This window comes from Chryseobacterium sp. T20, from assembly GCF_047345655.1.
GTDB lineage: Bacteria > Bacteroidota > Bacteroidia > Flavobacteriales > Weeksellaceae > Chryseobacterium.
Map to the genome: position 1 here is coordinate 113843 of NZ_JBLFDU010000006.1, position 22125 is coordinate 135967.

A 22125-nucleotide genomic window follows, 5' to 3' on the forward strand; every position below is an offset into this window, starting at 1 on the left:
AAAAAAATAAAAACCTCCTGAAAACAGGAGGCTGTAAAATCTAAAATTATGATGATAACCAATTGGTTAGGATGGTTTTTTTATTCCTGATTTTTTGAATACTCAGGTTTTGAAATTTTTCTTCTTCTTAAAAAATAGAGGATTGCAGCAGCAATTAATACAAGAGGCCATACATTGATAAGACCAACGATAATTCTCTGAATCAGGTAGAATCCGTATACAAAGCCGTCTTTTGCGTCATAGATGAAATTGTATTTATACTTATTATCAATACTTGTAGTGTTGGTAACAGCAATTTCAGCAATGCGCAATTGAGGTTCTTTGATGTAAATGTCAATCGTGCTGTATTTTAAATCATCTGTCATGTTCATGCTAGACAGCTTTTGAAGATTTCCTTCAGACATATTTTCATCATCCAGCGTTACTTTATCTTTATTTGTTTTCAGCTTACTGATGTTCTCAGAAGTTTTTTGATTTCTTTTTCCTTCCAGTTCAGAATACTTGATGTTGGCTGTTACATCTTCTGCATTGATAGCTCTTGAATTAAGAAATAATTTGTTTGTATTGATAGCTGTCAACAGTTCACCCAGCTTTTCCGTAGGAATACGTACCTGCATTCTATTCTCAGTCTGGTATTTTTTTACCAGCATAGCCTCTTCATTGGATGTGTTGTAGGTATTTTCAGAAACAACGTTACTTTGAAGATTACTATTGGTAACAAAACCACCAAGCTCCTGTACAGATTTTTCAATAGCAATTGTTGCATTATACACATCTTTTACTTCCATATTCACATCTGCAGTCTTGATAAACTGCTTGTCTTTTACTTTCATATCTGCAACAGATGAAATACTGTCCGAAACCACAACAGCGGCTGAATCGGTAGTAGCATAGGCTTCAAGATCTTTAGAAGAAACTTCTCCTTTTTTACACGAATAAATTCCTAATAAAAGAACAGCAGCTAGTGATAATTTAATGTAAGTAGTTTTCATAACGTTGATTTTTAATGTTTTTGCTTGAGTCAAAGTTCAGTCAGGATCTTTTGTAACGCTTGAAAATCAAAAGTAAAAAGCTTGTAAACGAAATTTTCAGTTTTAATAAGTTGAATTTGAGTGTTTTGTAAAATACGCTTAAGCTACAGTCATAGCTTTCGGAGCAATTTTTGCTTATCTTTTACAAACCAAAACTACAATCTATCATTATGTCGAATACTTTTTCCAAAATCAGAAACGCAATAGAATTATTTAGATCCATAGATTTCGATCAGTTGAGCTCCATCTCTCAAAAAGTAGACTTGCCAAAACTGATGCGGAATTTCTCAAAACTGGATGATAAACAACTTTCCGGGCTTATGAAAATGCTCGATCCGGAAAAGAAAAAGAAAGAACTTCCACCCATTGATGGAGATTTTTATGATATCTACCATACTCTTACTCCGGAACAGCGTGAAATTCAGCTGAAGGTAAGAGCTTTCATGGAAAAAGAAGTAAAACCTCTGGTCAATCACTATTGGCTCAGAGATGAATTCCCTTTTGAACTGATCCCAAAATTCCAAAAACTGAATATCTGTGGGGTTACTTATGAAGGCTATGGCTGTCCGGGAATGCCTTTCCTGATGGAAGGTGTTATTGCGATGGAAATGGCAAGGGTAGATGCTTCCATTGCTACATTTTTCGGAGTGCAATCCGGACTGGCAATGGGTTCTATTTATATCTGCGGATCGGAAGAACAGAAGCAAAAATGGCTTCCGCAGATGCAGAAATTTGAAAAAATTGGTGCCTTTGGACTTACGGAGCCGGAAGTTGGATCCGGAGCAGCAGGCGGACTTACGGTAACCTGTAAAAAAACACCTGAAGGCTGGATTCTTAATGGCCAGAAAAAATGGATCGGCAATGCTACTTTTGCTGATCTGATCATTATCTGGGCAAGAGATCTTGACAGTGGAGAGGTGAAGGGATTTATTGTAGAAAAAGATAATCCGGGATATTCCGTAGAAAAAATCAAAGGAAAAATGGCGTTAAGAATTGTCCAGAACGGATTAATTACTTTAAAAGACTGTCTTGTAACCGAAGAAAATCGTCTGCAGAATGCCAATTCGTTTAAAGATACAGGAAAAGTACTGAGAATGACCAGAGCAGGAGTCGCATGGATGGCTACAGGTTGTGCACGCGGAGCTTACGAAAGTGCTTTGGATTATACCCGAAAAAGAGAACAGTTTGGAAGACCTATAGCCTCATTCCAAATGATTCAGGGACATCTGGTTGAAATGTTGTCTAACCTTACTGCCATGCAGACGATGGTTTTCAGACTGTCTGAAATGCAGGATGAAGGAATTTTAAAAGATGAACATGCTTCTTTAGCCAAAGTTTTCTGTACCCTCAGAACAAGAGACATTGTTTCCAGAGCAAGAGAAGTAATGGGAGGAAACGGAATTCTGCTCGAGTATGATGTAGCCCGGTTTGTTGCCGATGCAGAAGCCATTTATTCTTACGAAGGAACAAAAGAAATCAACTCGCTCATCGTAGGACGATCGATTACGGGTTTCAGTGCTTTTGTATAGGTAGGAGGTAGCAGATAATAGGTTATAGGTAGTAAAAAGCAGAACTAGACTACTGCAACCTGCAACCTATTATCTGCAATCTTATGAAACTAAATGTTTATATTTTTCTTTGTTGTCAATAATCATCCAAAGGTTGATCAAAAACATAACTCCGGCGATACCCATTCCCATAGGAGATTTATCCATTGTGAAAACATGGGTAACAATTCCTACCATGACAGGTAAAATAACAATCGCTCCCAATGCTCTTGTTTTTGGAAAAATAAATAATAATCCACCAATGACTTCTACAATGCCTACTAAAGGCATCAGCCAGCTGATTTCTCCAAAAGCAGCGAAAAGTTTCATCTGTTCAGGAGTAGGTTTTTCCATGGGCATATAATTAAAAAACTTGTTTAACCCGGCATTAATAAACATAAGCCCGAAAAGTAAACATAAAATGAATTTTACTATTTTCATGATTGATGATTTTATATCAAATGTAAAATAAAAATAGGATTCGTTGATTGTGTTTTTATAAAAAATATATAATTAATGTTAATGGTAGGTTAATGTTGTGTTTTGAATAATTTCATTGTTTATATTTGAAATTCAAACTAAACTAATAATATTATGTTGAAAAATCTTAAAAAATTAAACCGTACAAATTTGAGAGAAATCCAGGGAGGAATTGAGAAATGTGATATAGGACCCATAGATTGTCCATGTAAAATTCCTGCAGGTCATCCTTGTATTGGAGGTGGAGGAGGAACTCCGGAACCGGATAAAGGATACTGTCCGGATAGCCAAACTTATATCCTGTGCACAGATACATGTCCAAATGGAATGAGTCCTTGGTGCGCCGCGTCATAACAATAAAAAAAGACTGTCTCTAAAAAGGCAGTCTTTTTATTTAAAGTTTAATATGTAAGCATTCAAAGTTAAGAGTGGGTCAATTATTACTAATTACCCATCACTCAACACTCATATTCTAATCCATTTCCTTCAAAGTAATATTCTTGGAAATTTTGTAGCTTTTTTTCTTCTTGTGAGGTTTGGGCTCTTCTCCGAGTAGTCTTCCCCAAGGTTTTAGATCGTCTACTCTTTCACAGATAATTTTTATAATCGCAATCGCCGGAATGCACAGGAACATTCCTGCAATTCCCCAAAGATGTTCTCCTAAAAGGATACCAATAAAAGAAAATAAAGCGTTGATCTTAACTTTAGAGCCCACTACAAATGGCAGTACAATATTTCCGTCTACAGCATGGATGGCAATATACCCCAAAGCAACATAAATACACGTTGAAGGCGTAGAAGTGGCAAACGCTATAAAACAGGAAATGAGAAGAGACATAAAAATTCCCAGATACGGAATAACGTTTAATAATCCTGTGAGAACTCCTAAAAGGATAGCATATTTCACTCCCAGAATGGTAAGGAGCGTGGAAGTAAGAACAGATACGATAATCACCTGAAGGAAAAGCCCAAAGATGTATTTCTTAGTCATGATCCGAATCTCGTTCACAGCTTCCTGTACACTCGCTTTATGTCTTTCGTTAAAAACAGTAACGATAAAATTATTTAAAAGTCTTCTGTAATTTAAAATAAAGATAAAAAACAGGGTGAAAAATATAATGAAGCCAAATCCCGTTGAAAAAATTCCAAATGTAAATCCTAAAATGACTCCCGAAGAAGACAGAAGTTTAGTTAATCCTTGGTTAATGTAATCCACCTGTTCATCCACTTTCACATTAAATGTTTTGGAAACCCAATGCTGAAGGCTGTTAAAAACAGTGGTAAACTGCTCCTTGAGGTGTGGAAGATCCTTACTGAAATCAGACAGCTGATTGGTAAAGAAATAAATAATACCACCTAAAATCATCAGCATAATAAATACTGAAGTCATGGTAGACATAGACCTTGGAAATCTTAGCTTTCTTTCCATAAAAGTGGCTGCGGGCAAAAAAAGCATCGCCATCAGGAATGCCAGGAAAAACGGAGCTAAAATACTCTGTCCTAATGCCAGAAGGTAGCCAAGTCCAATGATGGAAACTACCACGAGGGTAAGCTTGACAAGGAAAGGAAGTCTAAGGAAATTCATAATTTAAAAATATGCAGTGTGGAATAAAAATAAGAAAACCCTTCTGAATTGAAAAATTTTTTATTCAATCCTTCAGGATTTTCTTGGATTGTATCAAATTTTATTCCACCTAGCCAGGTTGATTGTGATTTTTTACCTAAAACAGAAACACGCCCTGAATATCAGAACGTGTTTCTTTATTGAGAAGTTAATATGTTATAAGTTATTTTATTCTTCAATGGCGATGTCAATGACTTCTTCCATTCTGTTGACGTAGTGTACTCTCAGATTTTTCAGATAATCTTTTTTGATTTCCTCCACATCTTTTCTGTTAGCCTCACAAAGAATAACATCTTTGATTCCTGCTCTTATTGCTGCAAGAAGCTTTTCTTTGATTCCCCCTACAGGTAGTACTTTCCCTCTTAGTGTAATCTCTCCGGTCATTGCCAGGTGAGGTTTTATTTTCTTGTTTTTAAATGAAGAAACCATTGATGTCAGCATAGCAATACCTGCAGACGGTCCGTCTTTAGGCGTCGCTCCTTCAGGAACGTGTACGTGAATGTTTTTCTTATCCAGGTCTTCTTGCGGTATTCCCAGCTCATCATGTTTCGCTTTTATATATTCCAGCGCAATAGTAGCGGATTCTTTCATTACCGTTCCCAAGTTTCCAGTCATCGTTAGTGCACCTTTACCATTGCTTAAAATACTTTCAATATAAAGGATATCTCCACCTACGCTTGTCCATGCAAGACCGGTTACCACACCTGGAACTCCAGTGATTTCAGATAAGCTTTTAGGTCTTGGAACTCCAAGAATTTCATCTACTTTTTCCACTGAAATTTTTGGATCATATTCTTTTACCAAAGCAGTCTGTAGTGCTACCCATCTTCCAATGGCTGCAATCCTTTTCTCCAGAGTTCTTACACCGCTTTCAGAAGTATGTGCTTCTACGATATGCTTAAGTTCTGCATTTCCAAGTTTGAATGATTTTGCATCCAGACCATTTTCTTCCTGCTGCTTCTTGATTAAATGTCTTTTGGCAATCTCAATCTTTTCCTCCAAAGTATAACCGGCAATCTGAATGATTTCCGTTCTGTCTAAAAGAGGCGTCTGTATCGTTGAAAGTGAATTGGCTGTAGCAATGAACATTACTTTTGAAAGGTCATAGCCCATCTCCAGGAAATTGTCATAAAAAGACTTATTTTGTTCAGGATCAAGAACTTCTAAGAGTGCTGAGCTTGGATCCCCATGAAGACCTTGTCCGATTTTATCAATCTCATCAAGAACAATTACCGGATTTGAAGTACCTGATTTTTTGATGGACTGTAAAATTCTTCCCGCCATAGCACCGATATACGTTTTTCTATGTCCGCGGATTTCACTCTCGTCATGAAGTCCTCCCAATGATAATCTTACATATTTTCTCCCTAAGGCATCAGCAATAGATTTTCCTAAAGAGGTCTTACCCACACCCGGAGGCCCTACCAATAATAGGATAGGAGACTTCATGTTGTTTTTTAATTTTAAAACAGCCATGTGCTCAAGAATTCTTTTCTTGATATCTTCCAGTCCGAAGTGTGCTTTGTCAAGTACTTTTTCAGCCTTTGCAATATCAAAAATATCTTTTGTATAAGTTTCCCAAGGTAGATCCGTAAAGAAATCCAAATAGTTTCTCTGTACGTTATAGTCCGGAGAATTAGGATTCTGACGCTGAAGTCTGCTGATTTCCTTTTGGAAATGCTCTTCTACCTCCTTGCTCCATTTTTTCGTTTTAGCCTTAGCAATAAGATCTTCCACATCACTTTCAGGTCCGCCGCCCAGTTCTTCCTGGATTGTTCTGATTTGTTGATTCAGAAAATATTCTCTCTGCTGCTTATCAAGATCCTTTGAGGTTTTCTGATGAATCTGATTTCTCAGTTCCAGTTTTCTGAAATCTTCATGCATCATCTCATAGCACTGATTGGCTCTGATCATCAGGCTTTTTTCTTCAAGAAGTTTTTGTTTTGCAATGGAAGAGAAATTAGCATTCGTGCAGATGAAATTCAGAAGATCATCATTGTTGTTAATATTTTTGATTGCGAAATTTGCAGCATTAGGAATATTGGGATCAAGTTCAATGATCTTTAAAGCGAGATCTTTGATGTTCTCCAATAATGCTTCATACTCTTCCTGATCTTTAGGTCGGCTGTCTTTTAATTTTGATATTTCTGCTTTGAAGTAAGGCTGATTATCTATGATTTTTTTAATCTTAAATCTGTGGAAACCTTTAGTGATAGCAGTAATATTACCTTCCGGCAGCTTAATAATCTTAATGATCTTTGCCAAAGTTCCGGTAGAATAAATATCTTTTTCGGAAGGTTGTTCCAGATCCGAATTTTTCTGGCTTACAATTCCAATAAAATCTCCGTTCTTCTGTGCTTCTTCAAGAAGCTGTATAGAGGTCTTTCTCCCTGCAGTAATAGGAATTACCACATTGGGGAACATAACCATATTTCTTACGGGAAGTATAGGGAATATTTTCTGTTCGGAATTTTTATCAGTCTCTGCGAAGTCGGAAAGATTGATTTCTTCAGTTACGATATCAAATCCGTCACTGATCATTTCTTCTAAACTAATATCTTCAAATTCTGTCATAGTCAATCGAATGACAAATTGTCATTTTCGTTTTTTATCGTTAAAGGGATTTTTATATAATATACCCTGAAAACGTGCGGCATATTATAATGTTTTAAAAATGCACAATACTTATGCCATTTGTTTTTTACTTAAAAATACGGTCAAAATTTCCTTTTTTAGATAATCTTTGCATTAAAAATCAAAATTAAGCAGTTCTGTTTCTGTAATTTCTTAAAAATGTGTATTTTCGCAAACTGATAAAAAACTATAATTTATAAAATGGCAATTTTAGGACAGATTAGGAGTAAGCCTTGGCTTTTAATGGGAGTAATAGCCTTAGCGCTTTTGGCGTTCCTGGTGAACCCCGATAGTATCGACAAGGTTTTTGGTAAAAATCCTGATGTTTTAGGAAAAGTAAACGGTGAGAAAATCACCCGCGAAGAGTTCAATGATCAGCTTTTCGTGTTGCAGCAGCAGGCTGAACAGCAAGGTCGTCCGAAAAACGGTCTTGAAGAGCAGGCTTGGCAGTTACTTGTACAATCTAAACTTATCAAACAACAGTTTGAGAAATTGGGCTTTGAAATGACAGATGATTATTTCTGGAATCAAATCCAGTACGATCAGATGTTTGCTCAGAATCAACAGTTCTTTGATGAGAAAGGTAACTTTAAAACTCAAGAGCTTAAAAAAGAAATTGAAACATTACAAAACACCAATCCTCAAGGATATACTCAATGGTTGAAAACAAGAAAGACAATCGAGTACAGACTAATGGCAAGACAGGTGTTTACTAATCTTTCAGCAGGGATTACTACAGGTAAGAAAGAAGCTGAAGAATTCATGAAGCAGAGAGATCAGCTTGCAGATATCGACTTTGTAAAAGTAGATTACGCGGCTTATCTTCAAAAAACAAAGATCAATGTGACAACACAGGATCTTGCTGATTACATCAAGAAGCACCCTGTAATGTTCAAAGCTGAGCCAAGCAGAAATATCGGTATTGTATTTTTCCCATCTAAACCAAGTGCAGCAGATGATGCAGCAGCCTTGAAAGAAATTACAAAATTATATTCAGGAGGTACAGATGCAAGTGGAGGAGCTGAAAACTTCCAGAATACTAAAAATGATTCTATGTTTGTAGCGGCAAATTCTGATGCACCATTCAATCCTCAGTATTTGAATCCTGCTCAATTGCCTCCAACAATCAAAGATCAGATCACTGCAGCAGCGGTAGGTCAGACTTTTGGTCCTTATAAAGAACAAGATGTATATGTAGTCTCTAAATTGGTAGGTAAAAGACCTTCAGATTCTACTTTATCCAGACATATCCTAATTGCATTCAAAGGAAGCCCTGCAGGTGAAGGAGTAACAAGAACTAAAGAGCAGGCTAAGAAATTGGCAGACTCAATTGGTGCAATTGTAAAAGCAACTCCTGCTAAATTTACAGAATTCCTTAAGCTTTCAAGCGATCCAAATTCTGCAGCTCAGGGAGGTAGCCTTGGTTGGACAACACCAGAAACACCTTTCGTTCCGGAATTCCTTGCTTATCTTGCAAGCAATCCTAAAGGAGCTACAGGGGTAGTAGAAACACAGTTCGGTTACCATATCATCAATATTGAAGATAAAAAATCAGGATCAATGGGGTATAAAGTTGCTAACCTTGTGAAAGCAATCAAACCTTCAGATGCTACTGAGGCTGAAACAGACAAAAACTCAAGAAAATTCATTCAGCAGGTTCAAGGAAAATCTTTCAACGATTTCGTGAACATTGCTAAAAAAGGAAACTATCAGTTCTCTAATCCAAAAGCAGCGAAAAGATTTGAAGGTCAGCTTCAAGGCTTAGGTACTGAAAAAGATGCTGATATCTTTACATGGGCTTTTGATAAGAAAAGAGAAAAAGGAGATACTGAATTATTTACAGTAGACGGAACTGGTGATAAAATTGTAGTGTATCTGAACGGAAAACAGGAAGCAGGTCTTGCTGATCCGGAATCTGTAAGAGATCAGATCGAAGTTATCGTTAAAAATAAATTGGCAGCAAAACAAATCTCTGATAAAATTGCAGCAGCAAAAGCTTCAAGCTTAGATCAGATTGCTAAATTGTTTGCCGCTCCAAAACAATCTGCTCAGGTGAACCTATTGAATCCTTCAGTAGCAGGTGCTATGGAACCTAAAGTTGCCGGTGCAGCATTCGGTGTTGCAAAAGGTAAACTTTCTAACCCGGTTGAAGGTGGAACAGGAGTTTATGTTTTGATCAAAAAATCAGAAACCGTAAACAAACAGCCTGGAGATCTTAAGCAGTTTACAGAATCTCTTACACAGAGAAGTGCTGGAATGTTCGGACAGGCTTGGATGAAGAGTCTTCAGGACAACGCAGATATCGAAGATTACAGAATCGAGATCTGGAACAAGCTGGGAAATCAGCAACAATAAGAAAATCATTTCAATGATATAAAAAGCGACAAATTTTTTTGTCGCTTTTTTTGTATTTAACGCAGAACAATAAAGGAAAAGATTTATTTAAAATGTATTATATTTGCTTATTAGAAAAAAATTAGCAAGTGAAGTTCAGTAAAGAATTAAAAGCTGGTGTGATTGCACTTCTAGCTATCGTAGGCTTTGTGGTGTTGTTTCAGTTTATGAAAGGGAAAAGCCTTTTTACTACCGACAATATATTTTACGCAAAATATGACAATGTAGAAGGTCTGGCGCAGTCTTCGGCAGTTTCTATTAATGGGTTGAAAGTAGGACAGGTAGATAAGATTATTCCTATCACCTCAAAAGATGGAAAAATTAATTTCGTCGTAAAAATTACCGTTGACAACAAATTCGAATTTTCAAAAAACTCATCACTGGAGATCTTTGAACCGGGATTAATGTCCGGTAAAGAAATGAGAGTAAACCTTATGTATGGAGGACCGACTGCAAAAGACGGTGATACCTTAAAAGGAGCTTTCAAACTGGGAACATTGGGAAGTCTTTCTTCTCAGGTTGGTCCGGTAAAAGATCAGCTACAGGTGGTTTTACATAGAGTAGACTCTTTAATGACCAATGCGAATCAGGTTTTTGATGCTCAAAACAGAGCTGAAATTAAAGCTTTACTGGCTAACCTTAATAAAACAGTGGGAGCATTACAGACTACAGCAGGAAGTGTAAATACACTGGTAGGGCACAATGATCCAAAACTGCAAAAGGTGCTGGACGATGCAAGTCTTACCATGCAGAGTGGAAAAGTAACTTTAGATAAGTATGGAAATCTGGCTCAGAGCATTGACACGAAACAGTTGAATGCTACGATTGCCAATTTGGATGCTACCGTAGGAAAATTAAATCAGGTGATTGGTGGTATAGACAAAGGAGAGGGAAGTTTAGGTAAACTGATGAAGGATGAGCAGTTGTACAACAACCTGAATTCAGCATCTTCCAATTTGAATTCATTGATCGAAGATATGAAAGCGAATCCGAAGAGATATATCAACTTCTCGGTTTTCGGTAAAAATAACAAAGACTAATACGCCTTATGCAGTACATCGATAACATTATTTTCCTGATTTTATTAGTGGCGGGATTTGGGCTGTTTGCCAAAAGCCTCCAGAAGATCTATAGAAATATCAGGTTAGGTCACGAAATCAATAGAAACGACAGAAAAGGAGAACGCTGGGAAACAATGGCTCGTGTGGCCATGGGACAGAGTAAAATGACAGCACGTCCTGTTGCAGGAGTTTTACACCTTTTTGTATATGTAGGTTTTGTGATTATTAATATTGAATTAATAGAAATTGTTGTTGATGGAATATTTGGTACACACCGTTTTTTATCAATCATTTTCGGGCATACATTTTATAATTTCTTTACAGCAACATTAGAAGTGCTGGCATTGCTAGTAGTGGTTGGGGTTGTCCTTTTCTTTATTCGTAGAAATTTTTACGGAGTGAAGAGATTGACAATGAAAGAACTTTTCGGTTGGCCAAAAAATGATGCCAACTGGATTTTGATTATTGAGTTCGCCTTAATGATGGCTTTCTTTATGATGAATGCTTCAGATTTTATTTTACAATCGAGAGGAGTTTTACCGGAACACGGAAGCTTCCCGATCAGTGAGATGACATTTGTTCCGTTCTTGGAAATCTTCAGCTTTGATAGCGGATTTTTGATGTTCACGGAGAAAGCTGCGTGGTGGTTCCATTTTGTAGGGATTCTTTTCTTCATGAACTATCTTTATTACTCAAAACATTTACATATTATCCTTGCGTTTCCAAGTACATGGTATGCAAACCTTGATAAAAAAGGAAAGTTCAATAACCTGGAGTCTGTAACAAAGGAGATCAAATTAATGATGGACCCTAATGCAGATCCATATGCTGTTCCGGCTGAAGGAGCAGAAGCTGATGTCCCTTCTAAATTCGGTGCTGAAGATATCTTCGATCTGAATCAGGTACAATTGCTGAATGCTTATTCATGTACAGAATGCGGACGTTGTACTTCCGTTTGTCCGGCTAATATTACAGGTAAAAAACTTTCTCCGAGATTGATTCTGATGAAAACCAGAGACCGATTGGAAGAAGTAGGAAGAAATATTGATCAAAACGGAAAATTCGTTGATGACGGTAAAAAACTGTTGAACGATTATATCACGAAAGAAGAACTTTGGGCTTGTACCACATGTAATGCATGTACAGACGCTTGTCCGGTATTGCTTGATCCGCTTTCCATTATTTTTGAAATGAGAAGATTCCTGGTGATGGAACAGTCTGCTGCGCCACAGGAACTGAATCTGATGATGACCAATGTGGAAAACAACGCAGCCCCTTGGCAGTATAATCAGGCTGACCGTCTGAACTGGGCATCGGAAAACTAGATAATTAATCAATTTGAAAATTTGAAATTGATTACAGTCTACATCACTTTCAAATTTCCAAATTCTCACATTTTCAAATTGAAAAAGAAATGGATTTCACTATAAAAACAATGGCAGAGTATGCTGCCGAAGGAAAAGCACCAGAAGTTTTATTCTGGGTTGGATGTGCGGGAAGTTTTGATGACCGTGCTAAAAAAATTACAAAAGCATTTTGCAAGATATTAAATAAAATAGGAGTTGAATTTGCCGTTCTGGGACAGGAAGAAAGCTGTACCGGAGATCCTGCAAAAAGAGCAGGAAACGAATTCGTATTCCAGATGATGGCGCTTACCAATATTGAAGTATTGAATGCTTACGAAGTAAAGAAAATCGTAACGGCTTGTCCACACTGTTTTAATACCCTTAAAAATGAATATCCAAGCCTTGGCGGGCACTTTGATGTAGTACACCATACACAGTTCCTTAAAACCTTAATGGAAGAAGGAAGACTGAAGATTGAAGGAGGAGCATTCAGAGGGAAAAAAATTACTTTCCATGACCCATGTTATCTGGGACGTGCCAATGACGAATATGAAGCGCCAAGAATGCTTCTTGAAAAGCTGGATGCAGAGCTTGTAGAAATGAAGCGTTGCAAAACCAACGGTCTTTGCTGTGGAGCAGGAGGTGCACAGATGTTTAAAGAACCTGAAAAAGGAAAGAAAGACATCAATATTGAAAGAACTGAAGAAGCTTTATCTTTTGAACCTAAGGTAATTGCCACAGGATGCCCTTTCTGTAATACCATGATGACAGATGGTGTAAAACACTTTAACAAAAATACAGAAGTTGCCGTAAAAGATATCGTTGAACTTCTTGCTGAAGCAGAAGACTTATAATTGAAATCTTATACAGGCTTATGAAGCTGAAATGGAGACTCTCCTTTTTGTTTATCATTTCGATACTTGCTCTTCTTACATTCTGGAATTATCAAAACAGAGTATATGATTGGGACATGCCCGGGTATCTGGGATGTATGTATACCTCGGAATTTCCGGATTCTCCGGATAAAGTTCGAATCCTTACCTATGAGGAAATAAAAAAAGAAGCTCCTGCAGAACATTATACAGACATTATCGGAATAAAGCAATGGGACATTCCCAGGCAGTATTTCGTAAAAAATACACAATCTTTTACAGAACAATTACCCTATTTTCAGATCAAAGTAGGGTATATTCTTGTGATCACCCTTTTTTATAAGCTTGGATTATCATCGCCAATGGCCGTACTGTTTACCAGTCTTATTTCTTACTTTTTTTCAGGAGTATTATTATTTTTTATCCTAAAACTCCTGTTTCCAAAGAAATATTGGCTTGCCGTACTATTAACGATTGCCGCCATGCTTTTACCGCCAATGACTTACATGTCAAGGGTCTCTACGCCGGATATGTTCATCTTTCAGTTTATGCTGATCTTTATGATTGGCTTAATTAAAAAATGGAGCAAATGGGCCATGTTTGTGCTTCTGTTTGGGATTACCTTTATACGGCCGGATTATATTACATTCACCCTGACTTATATTATTGCAGTTTTCTTTTTCCATTATTTTCAGGAAAAGAAAATTGATGGTTCTTTTATTCTACAGGGAACAGTTCTTCTGGTCATGTATCTGGCCATCATTAAGTTTTATCACTATCCGGGATGGAAAGACCTCTTCTATGATACCTTTATCGATAGAAGACCGATTATTTCCACACACCCGATAGACGTTAGTTTAATGGACTATCTGAGTATCATTTACATCAAGATTATTTATTTCAAAAAGGTCACTTTATCGGTAGCTATTATGATGGGAGTAATTTTCTGGCGTTCCAAAGATGTATGGGTAAGAATGATTTCCGTTCTTTTCGTGGTGAATCTTTATATCAAATTTTTCTTCTTTCCGCAGTCGGCTGCATTAAGGTTTTTCTTCCCTTTTATCTTCCCACTTTTCATTATGATGCTCTATGTGCTGAGCAAAAAATACAATGATCTTAAACTCGAGAAAATTGCGTAATTTTGTATTTAAGATGATAAGGATATTCAATCAGCGTTAAATTGATATTCTGGTCACTGGCCAGAATTTATTTTACCTGATAAATCCTTGAAAAATAAATATTTACATTATGAAAATCGAAGAATCTAATATTGTAGAAACCAACGACTACAGAGTCATTATATACCCGGCTTCAAGACCTTTCGAAACAAAAGAAGCAAAAGCCATTACCGAGAAACTATTTGATTTCCTTGCAACGTGGGCAGCTCATGGAAAACCTCTTTCTTCTTCCTTTAAAATTGAGAAGAATCAGTTTATCATCGTTTGTGTAGACGAAGAAAAAGAAATGGCTTCAGGATGCAGCATTGATGCGTTAGGAAAGGTAATGAGAGAAATTGATGAAGAATACCAATTAGGCCTTTTTGATAGAATGAAAGCTAGTTTTGTGGAGAATGGTGAAGTAAAAACTTTAAAATTAATTGATTTTAAAACGAAGCTGAGAAACGGAGAACTTGCAGAAGATATTCAGGTTTTTGACTTCTCTAAAAATACTTATCTTGACTTTTTAAGCCACTTCCTTCTTCCTTTGGAGAAGAGCTGGGCGGCTTCTATAAAATAATCGCTGTTAAGCTGATACAAAAGAATAATCATAAAGTGGAAAATATATTTCCACTTTTTTGTTTTAATGTATATTTGTATAGATTCGAGCAGTGACTAATGCCTAAAGTACTTTTTTTAACGACTTCCCACAGCTATAATGATGACCGCATTTTTTATCATCAGGCGAAAGCTCTTAGAGATAATGGGTATGAAGTGAAAATATGCAGTTTATATGCAGAGTATAAGGGTTTTATTGATGGGATTGAAATAGAATCTTATGCCGTTCTTGAAGAAAGTATAGAAAAGAAAATGGAAACTTTCCAGAAAGTTTGCAGAACTTTTCATCCCGAATGTATCATTTGTTCTGAACCATTGGCTGTTGTAGCAGTAAAGAAATTTGTAAAAGAGCATAAGATAAGTTGTATCTATGACGTTACAGAATGGTATCCTTCCATGTCAATGCTTCAAAAGTACAGGTTTCCGGCTACCATTTTTCAGGCCCTAAAGTTTTCTCTTATTCAGCTGTATGCCGGATTTTTAAGTACTCATTTCATTTTTGGTGAAACCACTAAAAAGTTTCCTTTAGCGTATTTTTTTGGATTTAAAAAACAGATCGTTGTTCCTTATTATCCAGATTCTCTTTACATCAAGGAAAGTATAAAGCAACTCAATCCGAAAGGTATTACACTTTGTTACACAGGTCAGATTTCTAAAGATAAAGGAATTGAAAACTTTTTCAATGCAATAGATAGGCTTCGTCAAAAACTGCCTGCACTCCATATCAGGATTCTGATTATCGGTTCAACGGTACAGGAAAGCGATGAGCTCTATTTTTCATCATTATTGAAGACCTATTCTTTTGATGATATTGAGATCAGAAAACCCACAAGTTTTGAAACATTTACAGAAGCATTTGCAGATGCGGATCTATGTTTTGATCTTCGGGAAATTAACTTTGAAAATAACCATTCTCTGCCTATAAAGCTGTTCTATTTTATGGGAGCAGGAAAACCTGTTATTTATTCAAATTTGAAAGGAATAAGGAAGCACATGGGAGAGCTTTCATTTGGAAGTCTGGTAGAGCCTCATCATGCTGAAGCGATCTCAGAAGTGATCATTAACTATATCAGGAATCCTGAATTGTATCATTCTCATGCGCTCAATGCCCGAAAAGAATGTAAAGAAAAATATAATTGGGAACTCATAAAAGATTCCTTCGTTGATTTTGTAAAAAAATCTATTGATAAATAATCACCATGCAGCTTACTATTATTAAAACATTTGTCTCACGCTTTCTTATCCTGATCCTGAGTTTCGGACTGGTGATCTATTCTACGAATATGTGGGGAAGTGAGGGTAAGGGAACTATTTCCATTGTGGTTGCCAATGCTGCAGCAGTAAGCTTTTTCAGCAGTATCTTTTCCGGAAGCAGTGCTTCTTATTTTGCCTCAAGGTTTAAAATAGAAAAGGTTTTATTGTATGCCTATCTGTGGTCTCTCCTTACAGGACTTTTAATCCCTTTTTTATTCAGTATAGCTTCTATTCAGGGTGAATATCTATTGTATCTGATCGGAATATCTGTTTTTTCTTCACTCTTATCTACCAATATCAGCTTGTTTATTGGAACACAGAATATTAGAAAGTTTAATGTGTATACTGTTTTACAGCAGTTGGTCCATATTATCTTTATAGGAATATTGGTATATGTGTTTGGAAAGAAAGATGTTACTGTGTATTTTCTTGCTCAGATTGGATGTCTGGCGCTTCTTTTCCTCACTAGCTTTTTTCAGATTATCAAAAAATGCAATATTTCTGAAATATCATTCTGTAAAGAGGTGGGTAGAAATATGTTTGAATATGGCTGGAAAACTCAATTGAGTGCTTTTGTCCAGTTTTTGAATTACAGGCTTTCGTTTTATTTCTTAGAATATTTTGAAGGCATCGCCAGTGTAGGAATATTTTCTATCGGAGTTACTTTCTCGGAAGCTATATGGACCATTACCCGCAGTATTGCAGTGATTTTATACTCGGATGTTGTCAATAGTAAAAGTAGGGAAGAATCTATAGAGAAAACCAAAGAATCTTTAAAGCTGACTTTTTTTCTGATGATAGGTTTTGTGCTGGGAATCATTATTATTCCAGCTCAGGTTTACGAGATGATCTTCGGGAAAGAGTTCAGAGATACCAAAGAAATAATGCTCCTTTTATCACCGGGAATTTTTGCCATTGCAGTAAGTGACATGGTGGGACATTACTTTTCAGGAATGAGAGATTTAAAAATTCTCAATATAAAATCCATTGTAGGACTGATCGTTACAGTCGGATTTTCTTTCTTTGCAATACCAAAATGGGGAATTATAGGCGCTTGTGTTGCCACTACATCGTCCTATTTTGTTTCAGCTTTTCTGTTGTTCAGGAAATTTTACGCTTCTACTCCCTTTAGTTTCAAAGACTATATGGTTACAAAAGAAGAAATACAGCTTTTAAAGCAAAAATTTGTAAAGAAATAATTACTTCAGAGCTCCCCCTTAAAATAAAGTCAATTTTCCTATTTTTACATATCTATTAATCCTTTACTATGTGCGGAATCACCGGTTATTATTCATTTCATAAAAGTATTTCCTCTACAAATATTCTGGAAATGAATCAGGCGATCAGACATCGCGGACCGGATGATGAAGGGTTTTGGCTATACAATGCTGACCAGGGAATTTCTTTTTCAGGAAATGATTCCACCCAAAAAATTAAAGAACAGTTTCCGGTTTTACAGGATAAGAATTCAGAGATTGCCTTAGGTTTCCGCAGATTGTCCATTATTGATCTTTCTGAAAAAGGACATCAGCCCATGCTCTCAGAAAATGAGCAGATCATCATTACTTTTAACGGAGAGATTTATAATTTTAAAAAATTAAGGAAAGAACTTGAATCTTTAGGGTACTCTTTCCACAGTACTTCAGATACTGAAGTTATTCTCAAAGCTTACCAGGAGTGGGGAAATTCCACCTTTGCAAAACTGGATGGGATGTTTGCCATCTGTATCGTAGATCTTATCTCACAAAAGCTTGTGCTGGCAAGAGACAGGGTAGGGATGAAACCTTTATTTTATCATCAAAACGGAGATGGGTTGGTCTGGGCATCAGAAATAAAAGCATTACTGAAAAATGAACTGGTAAAGCCTGAAATCAACTGGAATGGAGTCTATACGAATTTTCTTTTTCAGACAACACTGGCTCCACAAACCTGTTTTCAGCATATTTTTTCTCTGGAACCCGCTTCTTTTATGACTATTGATTTGAAAGATCAGAAAATCACAACAGAAAAATTCTGGAAGCTGCCTTCTCCGTCTGAAAAAAATATTTCCGAAGAAGAAGCGGTAAAAAAAATTGATGAACTCCTTTCTGAAAGTATTTCTGAACAATTATATGCGGATGTTCCTGTAGCAGTGATGATGAGTGGTGGAATTGATTCAACGTTAATTGCTTCAAAATCAAAACCTTTCAATGCACGTATTAATACATACACCATAAGCTATCCGTTTTCGGAAGAAGAAGTGAGCAATGCATCTCTGGCAGCCAGACATTTTGGAGTTCTGCATGAGATAAAGAAAGTAAATGATGAAGAGGCACTGGAGCACCTTAAGGAAAATATCCAGCATTTTGAAGAGCCTTACAGCAGTTTTGAAGTCTTGATTAATGCAGCAAAATACGCTCATGATAAAAACTTTAAAGTTGTATTAAGCGGAAACGGTGCCGATGAACTTTTTGCCGGCTATTCCCATACGCTGAAACTGAATAAATGGCTTCTGATGAGGAATTTTAATTTTATAATCCCCTTGATCTTTACAAAAGATAAATTTTCACAGCGAGTTAAAAACTACTTTTCCCAGGATCATATGTTTGATTTTTTCAGACAAAGCCAGATCAGTATGAGACCTTGGGAGGTAAAGAGTCTTCTACAAAAAGATATTTACAGTAAAATTGATTCGGACCTTTCAAAATATCATCTTTCAGAAGCAAAAAACTATGCCGGGTATTTTGAATATGATATGAAATATTCACTCTCTTCCCATCATGTTTTCCGGGATGATCTGAGTGCGATGAAGTATAGCGTGGAATTCCGTTATCCTTATCTGAGTAACAGCCTGATAGATTATGTATCAGCACTTCCGCAGAATATGAGGTTTAATGGAGTTCAAAACAAACCCTTATTGCGTAAAACAGCTGAAAAATATCTTCCTCAGGAAGTTTTGAATATGCCCAAAAAAGGATTTTCATTTCCGGTTAATTATTTCATTAAAAATGAACAAAAAGTAAGAGACTTTATTACTGAAAATCTTGAAAACTTAAAAAGACGGAATTTCTTCAATGCTGCAGTGATTGATGAATGGTGGAATCATCAGGAACATGAGTATGATTGGGTGAAAATATGGCAGCTGGTTACCTTTGAACTGTGGTATCAGAAATATTTTGAAAAATAAAGAAGCAGTCTAAAGATTAATATTTTACCTTTGTATTTATGATGAAATATTTTTGGGGCATTTTTGTTGCGGTTTTTGCACTCATCAGTTGTAAAAATGATGATGATTCTTTGCAGAGAATAGATCAGGTACTTAATATCTATATGAAAAACAGTGCGGGTCAGGATCTTCTGAACAGTAAACTTACAGGATCTTATACGGGATATTCAGTGAATGATATTTTTGGAACGAAAGATATTGCTCCGGTAAGTATTTCGTTAAAAACATCACCCGAGTCATTATACTATATGGAATACCTTGCAGGAGCAAAAAGAAGAAGACTGGATTCTATCAGCCCGGATCAACCAGGTACAGGAACTTCTTATCATTCCAAAATGTTGATTACCTTTACAAAAAGTACCAATGTCAATGACAATGTTACCGGGACATTGGAAGTTCAATATCGTAATACCCCTACTGCATTTCAGGTTTCAAAGGTATTGTATGACGGAAATGAAGTGTTTTCAAAAGAGGCTGATGCACCTACTTCAATAAATACCGTTACGATCACAAAATAATTTTTAAATTTGTACAATTGTTAGCTTATTATGAGCTAAACATCTAATATTTAACATCTAAATAAAATGTTACAAGTCAATTTTTTGCGCGACAATAAAGAACGCGTTTTAGAAGGTCTTAAGAAAAGACAATTCAAAAATCTTGAGTTGGTAGACGAGGCTATCGCTGCCGACGAAGAAAGAAAAAGAATCCAGTTTGAACTAGATTCCCAGCTTTCCGAAATCAATAAAATTTCGAAAGAGATCGGACTTTTGATGAAAGAAGGGAAAAAAGAAGAAGCGGAATCTGCAAAGTCTAAAACAGCACAATACAAAGAGTCGAGCTCAGAATTGAAATCCCAGCTAGAAGTTAAAGAAAATGACTTACTGAATATTCTGTATCAGCTTCCTAATATCCCAAATGAATTGGTAAAGAGTGGAGCTTCTGCGGATGATAACGAAATCATTTTCCAGTCTCATCCTGTAGAAGGTCTTGGTGAAGGAGCAATCCCTCACTGGGAACTGGCAAAAAAATACAACCTGATTGATTTTGAATTAGGGGTAAAAATTGCCGGAGCAGGTTTCCCGGTTTATTTAGGAAAAGGAGCGAGATTGCAGAGAGCTTTGGTTCAGTATTTCTTAGATAAAAACGTAGAAAAAGGATATACAGAAGTGAATCCTCCTCACGTTGTGAATGAGGCTTCAGGTTTTGGTACCGGGCAGCTGCCGGATAAAGAAGGACAGATGTATTATATCAACGAAGATAGATTATATCTTATTCCTACGGCAGAAGTTCCTGTAACGAATCTTTACCGTGATGTATTGCTTGAGGAAAAAGATCTTCCGATTAAAAATACAGCATTCTCTCAGTGCTACAGAAGAGAAGCAGGAAGCTACGGAGCTCACGTAAGAGGATTGAACCGTCTTCACCAGTTCGAAAAAGTAGAAATCGTAAGAATTGAAAAACCGGAAAATTCTTATGCTGTTCTGGAAGAAATGGTAGAGCACATCAAAGAAATCCTTACCGATCTTGAGCTTCCTTTCAGAGTATTAAGACTTTGTGGAGGTGATACTGGTTTTGCATCTGCAATGACGTATGATTTCGAGGTATGGAGTGCTGCTCAGGAAATGTGGTTAGAAGTAAGCTCTGTGTCTAACTTTGAAACATTCCAGGCTAACAGATTGAAATGCCGTTACAAAGGAGATGGTAAATCTCAGCTGGTTCATACCTTAAACGGATCAGCAATGGCATTACCAAGAATTATGGCTGCGTTGCTGGAGAATAACCAGACAGCTGAAGGAATTAAGCTTCCTAAGAAGGTTGCAGAATATGCGAGATTTGATGTTATCAACTAATTGATCAAAATTTAAAATAGTAAAAACCACCGTTAAGGTGGTTTTTTTGTTTTAATATCCTTGATAGTAGCTTTTTGTTATATCGAGTTGCTAATTCTTACATGGGGTATTCTTTTTAGTTTTTTATTCTAAACTTTTAGGTATACTCTTTATTTTATTAGTTCATTTATGGTTTATATAATGGATTTGAGTAACTATTCTATTTAATGGGATTTAAACTATGTTTTTTTTATTTGGTTATTTATTTTTGCTAAAGCATTTTACAGTATTTGCATAATAAACACATTCAAATGAAGAAAAATTTAATTTTCGGGGCATTTTTGCTTTCAGTAATGATATTTGGGCAGGTTGGTATTAAAACGGAAACACCGCAAAAATCACTCCATGTTAATGGGTCATTACAGGTTACCAATGAATTCAACGTAGGAGGAAATGCCACAACGGCAGGTTCTGCAGGATCAGCGGGACAGGTTTTGGTCTCTCAAGGGGCAGGAACGCCACCCATCTGGAATTCTTTGCAGGGGCTTAGTGGCCAAAGCTCGATAGCTTTCAATGTTTTTAGTACGGGAAAGAGCGTAAATGGTTCTACCTCGTTTAATGCGATTCCAGGATTGAATTATACCTATACAGCGCCTGCTGATGGAGTTTTACTGATCCAGGCTAATGTTTATACGGCATTGGGTGAATTGTCTGGGTCGGGAAGCCTTGTTTTTACCAATACTCAGATTGCTATAAAGGTTAATGGTATTGAAACTTTTTATGGGATGTCAACACCAATTGGAAGTCCCCAAGCAGCTTTTAATCCGGAAACGACACTTATTATTGGTAAAATAAATGTAACAAAGGGAACTGCTTATGCTTTAGATGTGGTAGTAAAAGATGTTTATAAGTATAATGGTACTACCGGTGCCTATGCAGGTACTTTTCAGTGGAATGGATTTTCTTCACAGTCTTCTATTATTGCAACACTAATTACCAATTAAACAGATTATGTAATGAAAAAAATAAAGTCCTAGATCTGTGGTCTGGGACTTATTATTTTATAATTA

18 protein-coding genes are annotated in these 22125 nt (G+C 36.4%); 14 read left to right on the plus strand and 4 right to left on the minus strand.

Annotated features, from left to right (window positions below; translation table 11 throughout):
• Window positions 1-80 precede the first annotated feature (80 nt).
• Window positions 81-992: a DUF4349 domain-containing protein gene (locus ACMA47_RS15140; RefSeq protein WP_413930428.1), complete on the minus strand. Its 912-nt coding sequence runs from the start codon at window positions 990-992 to the stop codon at window positions 81-83.
• 209 nt (window positions 993-1201) lie between these two features.
• Here ACMA47_RS15140 and ACMA47_RS15145 point away from each other — a divergent pair, with 209 nt between their 5' ends.
• The gene (locus ACMA47_RS15145; protein WP_413930429.1) at window positions 1202-2560 is read left to right on the plus strand and encodes an acyl-CoA dehydrogenase family protein; all 1359 of its coding nucleotides are present in this window, start codon (window positions 1202-1204) and stop codon (window positions 2558-2560) included.
• An 81-nt stretch (window positions 2561-2641) separates the two neighbouring features.
• On the opposite strand, the gene ACMA47_RS15150 is transcribed toward ACMA47_RS15145, so the two are convergent.
• Window positions 2642-3019, minus strand: coding sequence for a DoxX family protein (locus ACMA47_RS15150; protein WP_034692651.1), 378 nt, complete (start codon window positions 3017-3019; stop codon window positions 2642-2644).
• A gap of 153 nt (window positions 3020-3172) precedes the next feature.
• On the opposite strand from ACMA47_RS15150, the gene ACMA47_RS15155 reads away from it, so the two are divergent.
• The gene (locus ACMA47_RS15155; protein WP_034692648.1) at window positions 3173-3412 is read left to right on the plus strand and encodes a bacteriocin-like protein; all 240 of its coding nucleotides are present in this window, start codon (window positions 3173-3175) and stop codon (window positions 3410-3412) included.
• Window positions 3413-3530: 118 nt separating this feature from the next.
• Here the strand turns inward: ACMA47_RS15155 and ACMA47_RS15160 are convergent, their stop codons facing one another.
• Window positions 3531-4643 (minus strand): AI-2E family transporter, encoded by a 1113-nt coding sequence (locus tag ACMA47_RS15160; RefSeq protein WP_413930430.1) that lies wholly within the window; start codon window positions 4641-4643, stop codon window positions 3531-3533.
• Window positions 4644-4850: 207 nt separating this feature from the next.
• Entirely contained in the window at window positions 4851-7256 is a 2406-nt protein-coding gene (lon, locus tag ACMA47_RS15165; protein ID WP_413930431.1) for an endopeptidase La, read from the minus strand.
• Window positions 7257-7517: 261 nt separating this feature from the next.
• On the opposite strand from lon, the gene ACMA47_RS15170 reads away from it, so the two are divergent.
• The 12 genes from ACMA47_RS15170 (at window position 7518) to ACMA47_RS15225 (ending at window position 22059) form a co-directional block, all read left to right on the plus strand.
• Window positions 7518-9671, plus strand: a complete 2154-nt coding sequence (locus ACMA47_RS15170) for a SurA N-terminal domain-containing protein (protein WP_413930432.1) — start codon at window positions 7518-7520, stop codon at window positions 9669-9671.
• A gap of 128 nt (window positions 9672-9799) precedes the next feature.
• Entirely contained in the window at window positions 9800-10750 is a 951-nt protein-coding gene (locus ACMA47_RS15175) for an MlaD family protein (RefSeq protein ID WP_413930433.1), read from the plus strand.
• 8 nt (window positions 10751-10758) lie between these two features.
• Window positions 10759-12096 (plus strand): 4Fe-4S dicluster domain-containing protein, encoded by a 1338-nt coding sequence (locus ACMA47_RS15180; protein ID WP_413930434.1) that lies wholly within the window; start codon window positions 10759-10761, stop codon window positions 12094-12096.
• An 89-nt stretch (window positions 12097-12185) separates the two neighbouring features.
• Window positions 12186-12971 carry a (Fe-S)-binding protein gene (locus tag ACMA47_RS15185; RefSeq protein WP_034692631.1) on the plus strand — a complete coding sequence of 262 codons (786 nt, stop codon included), beginning with the start codon at window positions 12186-12188 and terminating at the stop codon, window positions 12969-12971.
• Between the two features lie 20 nt (window positions 12972-12991).
• On the plus strand, window positions 12992-14128 hold the full coding sequence (locus ACMA47_RS15190) for a hypothetical protein (RefSeq protein ID WP_413930435.1): 1137 nt from the start codon (window positions 12992-12994) through the stop codon (window positions 14126-14128).
• A gap of 109 nt (window positions 14129-14237) precedes the next feature.
• Window positions 14238-14726, plus strand: a complete 489-nt coding sequence (locus tag ACMA47_RS15195) for a hypothetical protein (RefSeq protein WP_034692627.1) — start codon at window positions 14238-14240, stop codon at window positions 14724-14726.
• Between the two features lie 98 nt (window positions 14727-14824).
• Window positions 14825-15958 (plus strand): glycosyltransferase, encoded by a 1134-nt coding sequence (locus tag ACMA47_RS15200; RefSeq protein ID WP_413930436.1) that lies wholly within the window; start codon window positions 14825-14827, stop codon window positions 15956-15958.
• A gap of 5 nt (window positions 15959-15963) precedes the next feature.
• On the plus strand, window positions 15964-17217 hold the full coding sequence (locus ACMA47_RS15205) for a lipopolysaccharide biosynthesis protein (protein ID WP_413930437.1): 1254 nt from the start codon (window positions 15964-15966) through the stop codon (window positions 17215-17217).
• Window positions 17218-17285: 68 nt separating this feature from the next.
• On the plus strand, window positions 17286-19184 hold the full coding sequence (asnB, locus tag ACMA47_RS15210) for an asparagine synthase (glutamine-hydrolyzing) (RefSeq protein ID WP_413930438.1): 1899 nt from the start codon (window positions 17286-17288) through the stop codon (window positions 19182-19184).
• A gap of 38 nt (window positions 19185-19222) precedes the next feature.
• Entirely contained in the window at window positions 19223-19741 is a 519-nt protein-coding gene (locus ACMA47_RS15215) for a hypothetical protein (RefSeq protein ID WP_413930439.1), read from the plus strand.
• A gap of 66 nt (window positions 19742-19807) precedes the next feature.
• Window positions 19808-21076 carry a serine--tRNA ligase gene (gene serS / locus ACMA47_RS15220; RefSeq protein WP_034692616.1) on the plus strand — a complete coding sequence of 423 codons (1269 nt, stop codon included), beginning with the start codon at window positions 19808-19810 and terminating at the stop codon, window positions 21074-21076.
• Window positions 21077-21366: 290 nt separating this feature from the next.
• Window positions 21367-22059, plus strand: a complete 693-nt coding sequence (locus ACMA47_RS15225; RefSeq protein ID WP_413930440.1) for a hypothetical protein — start codon at window positions 21367-21369, stop codon at window positions 22057-22059.
• Window positions 22060-22125: the final 66 nt, after the last annotated feature.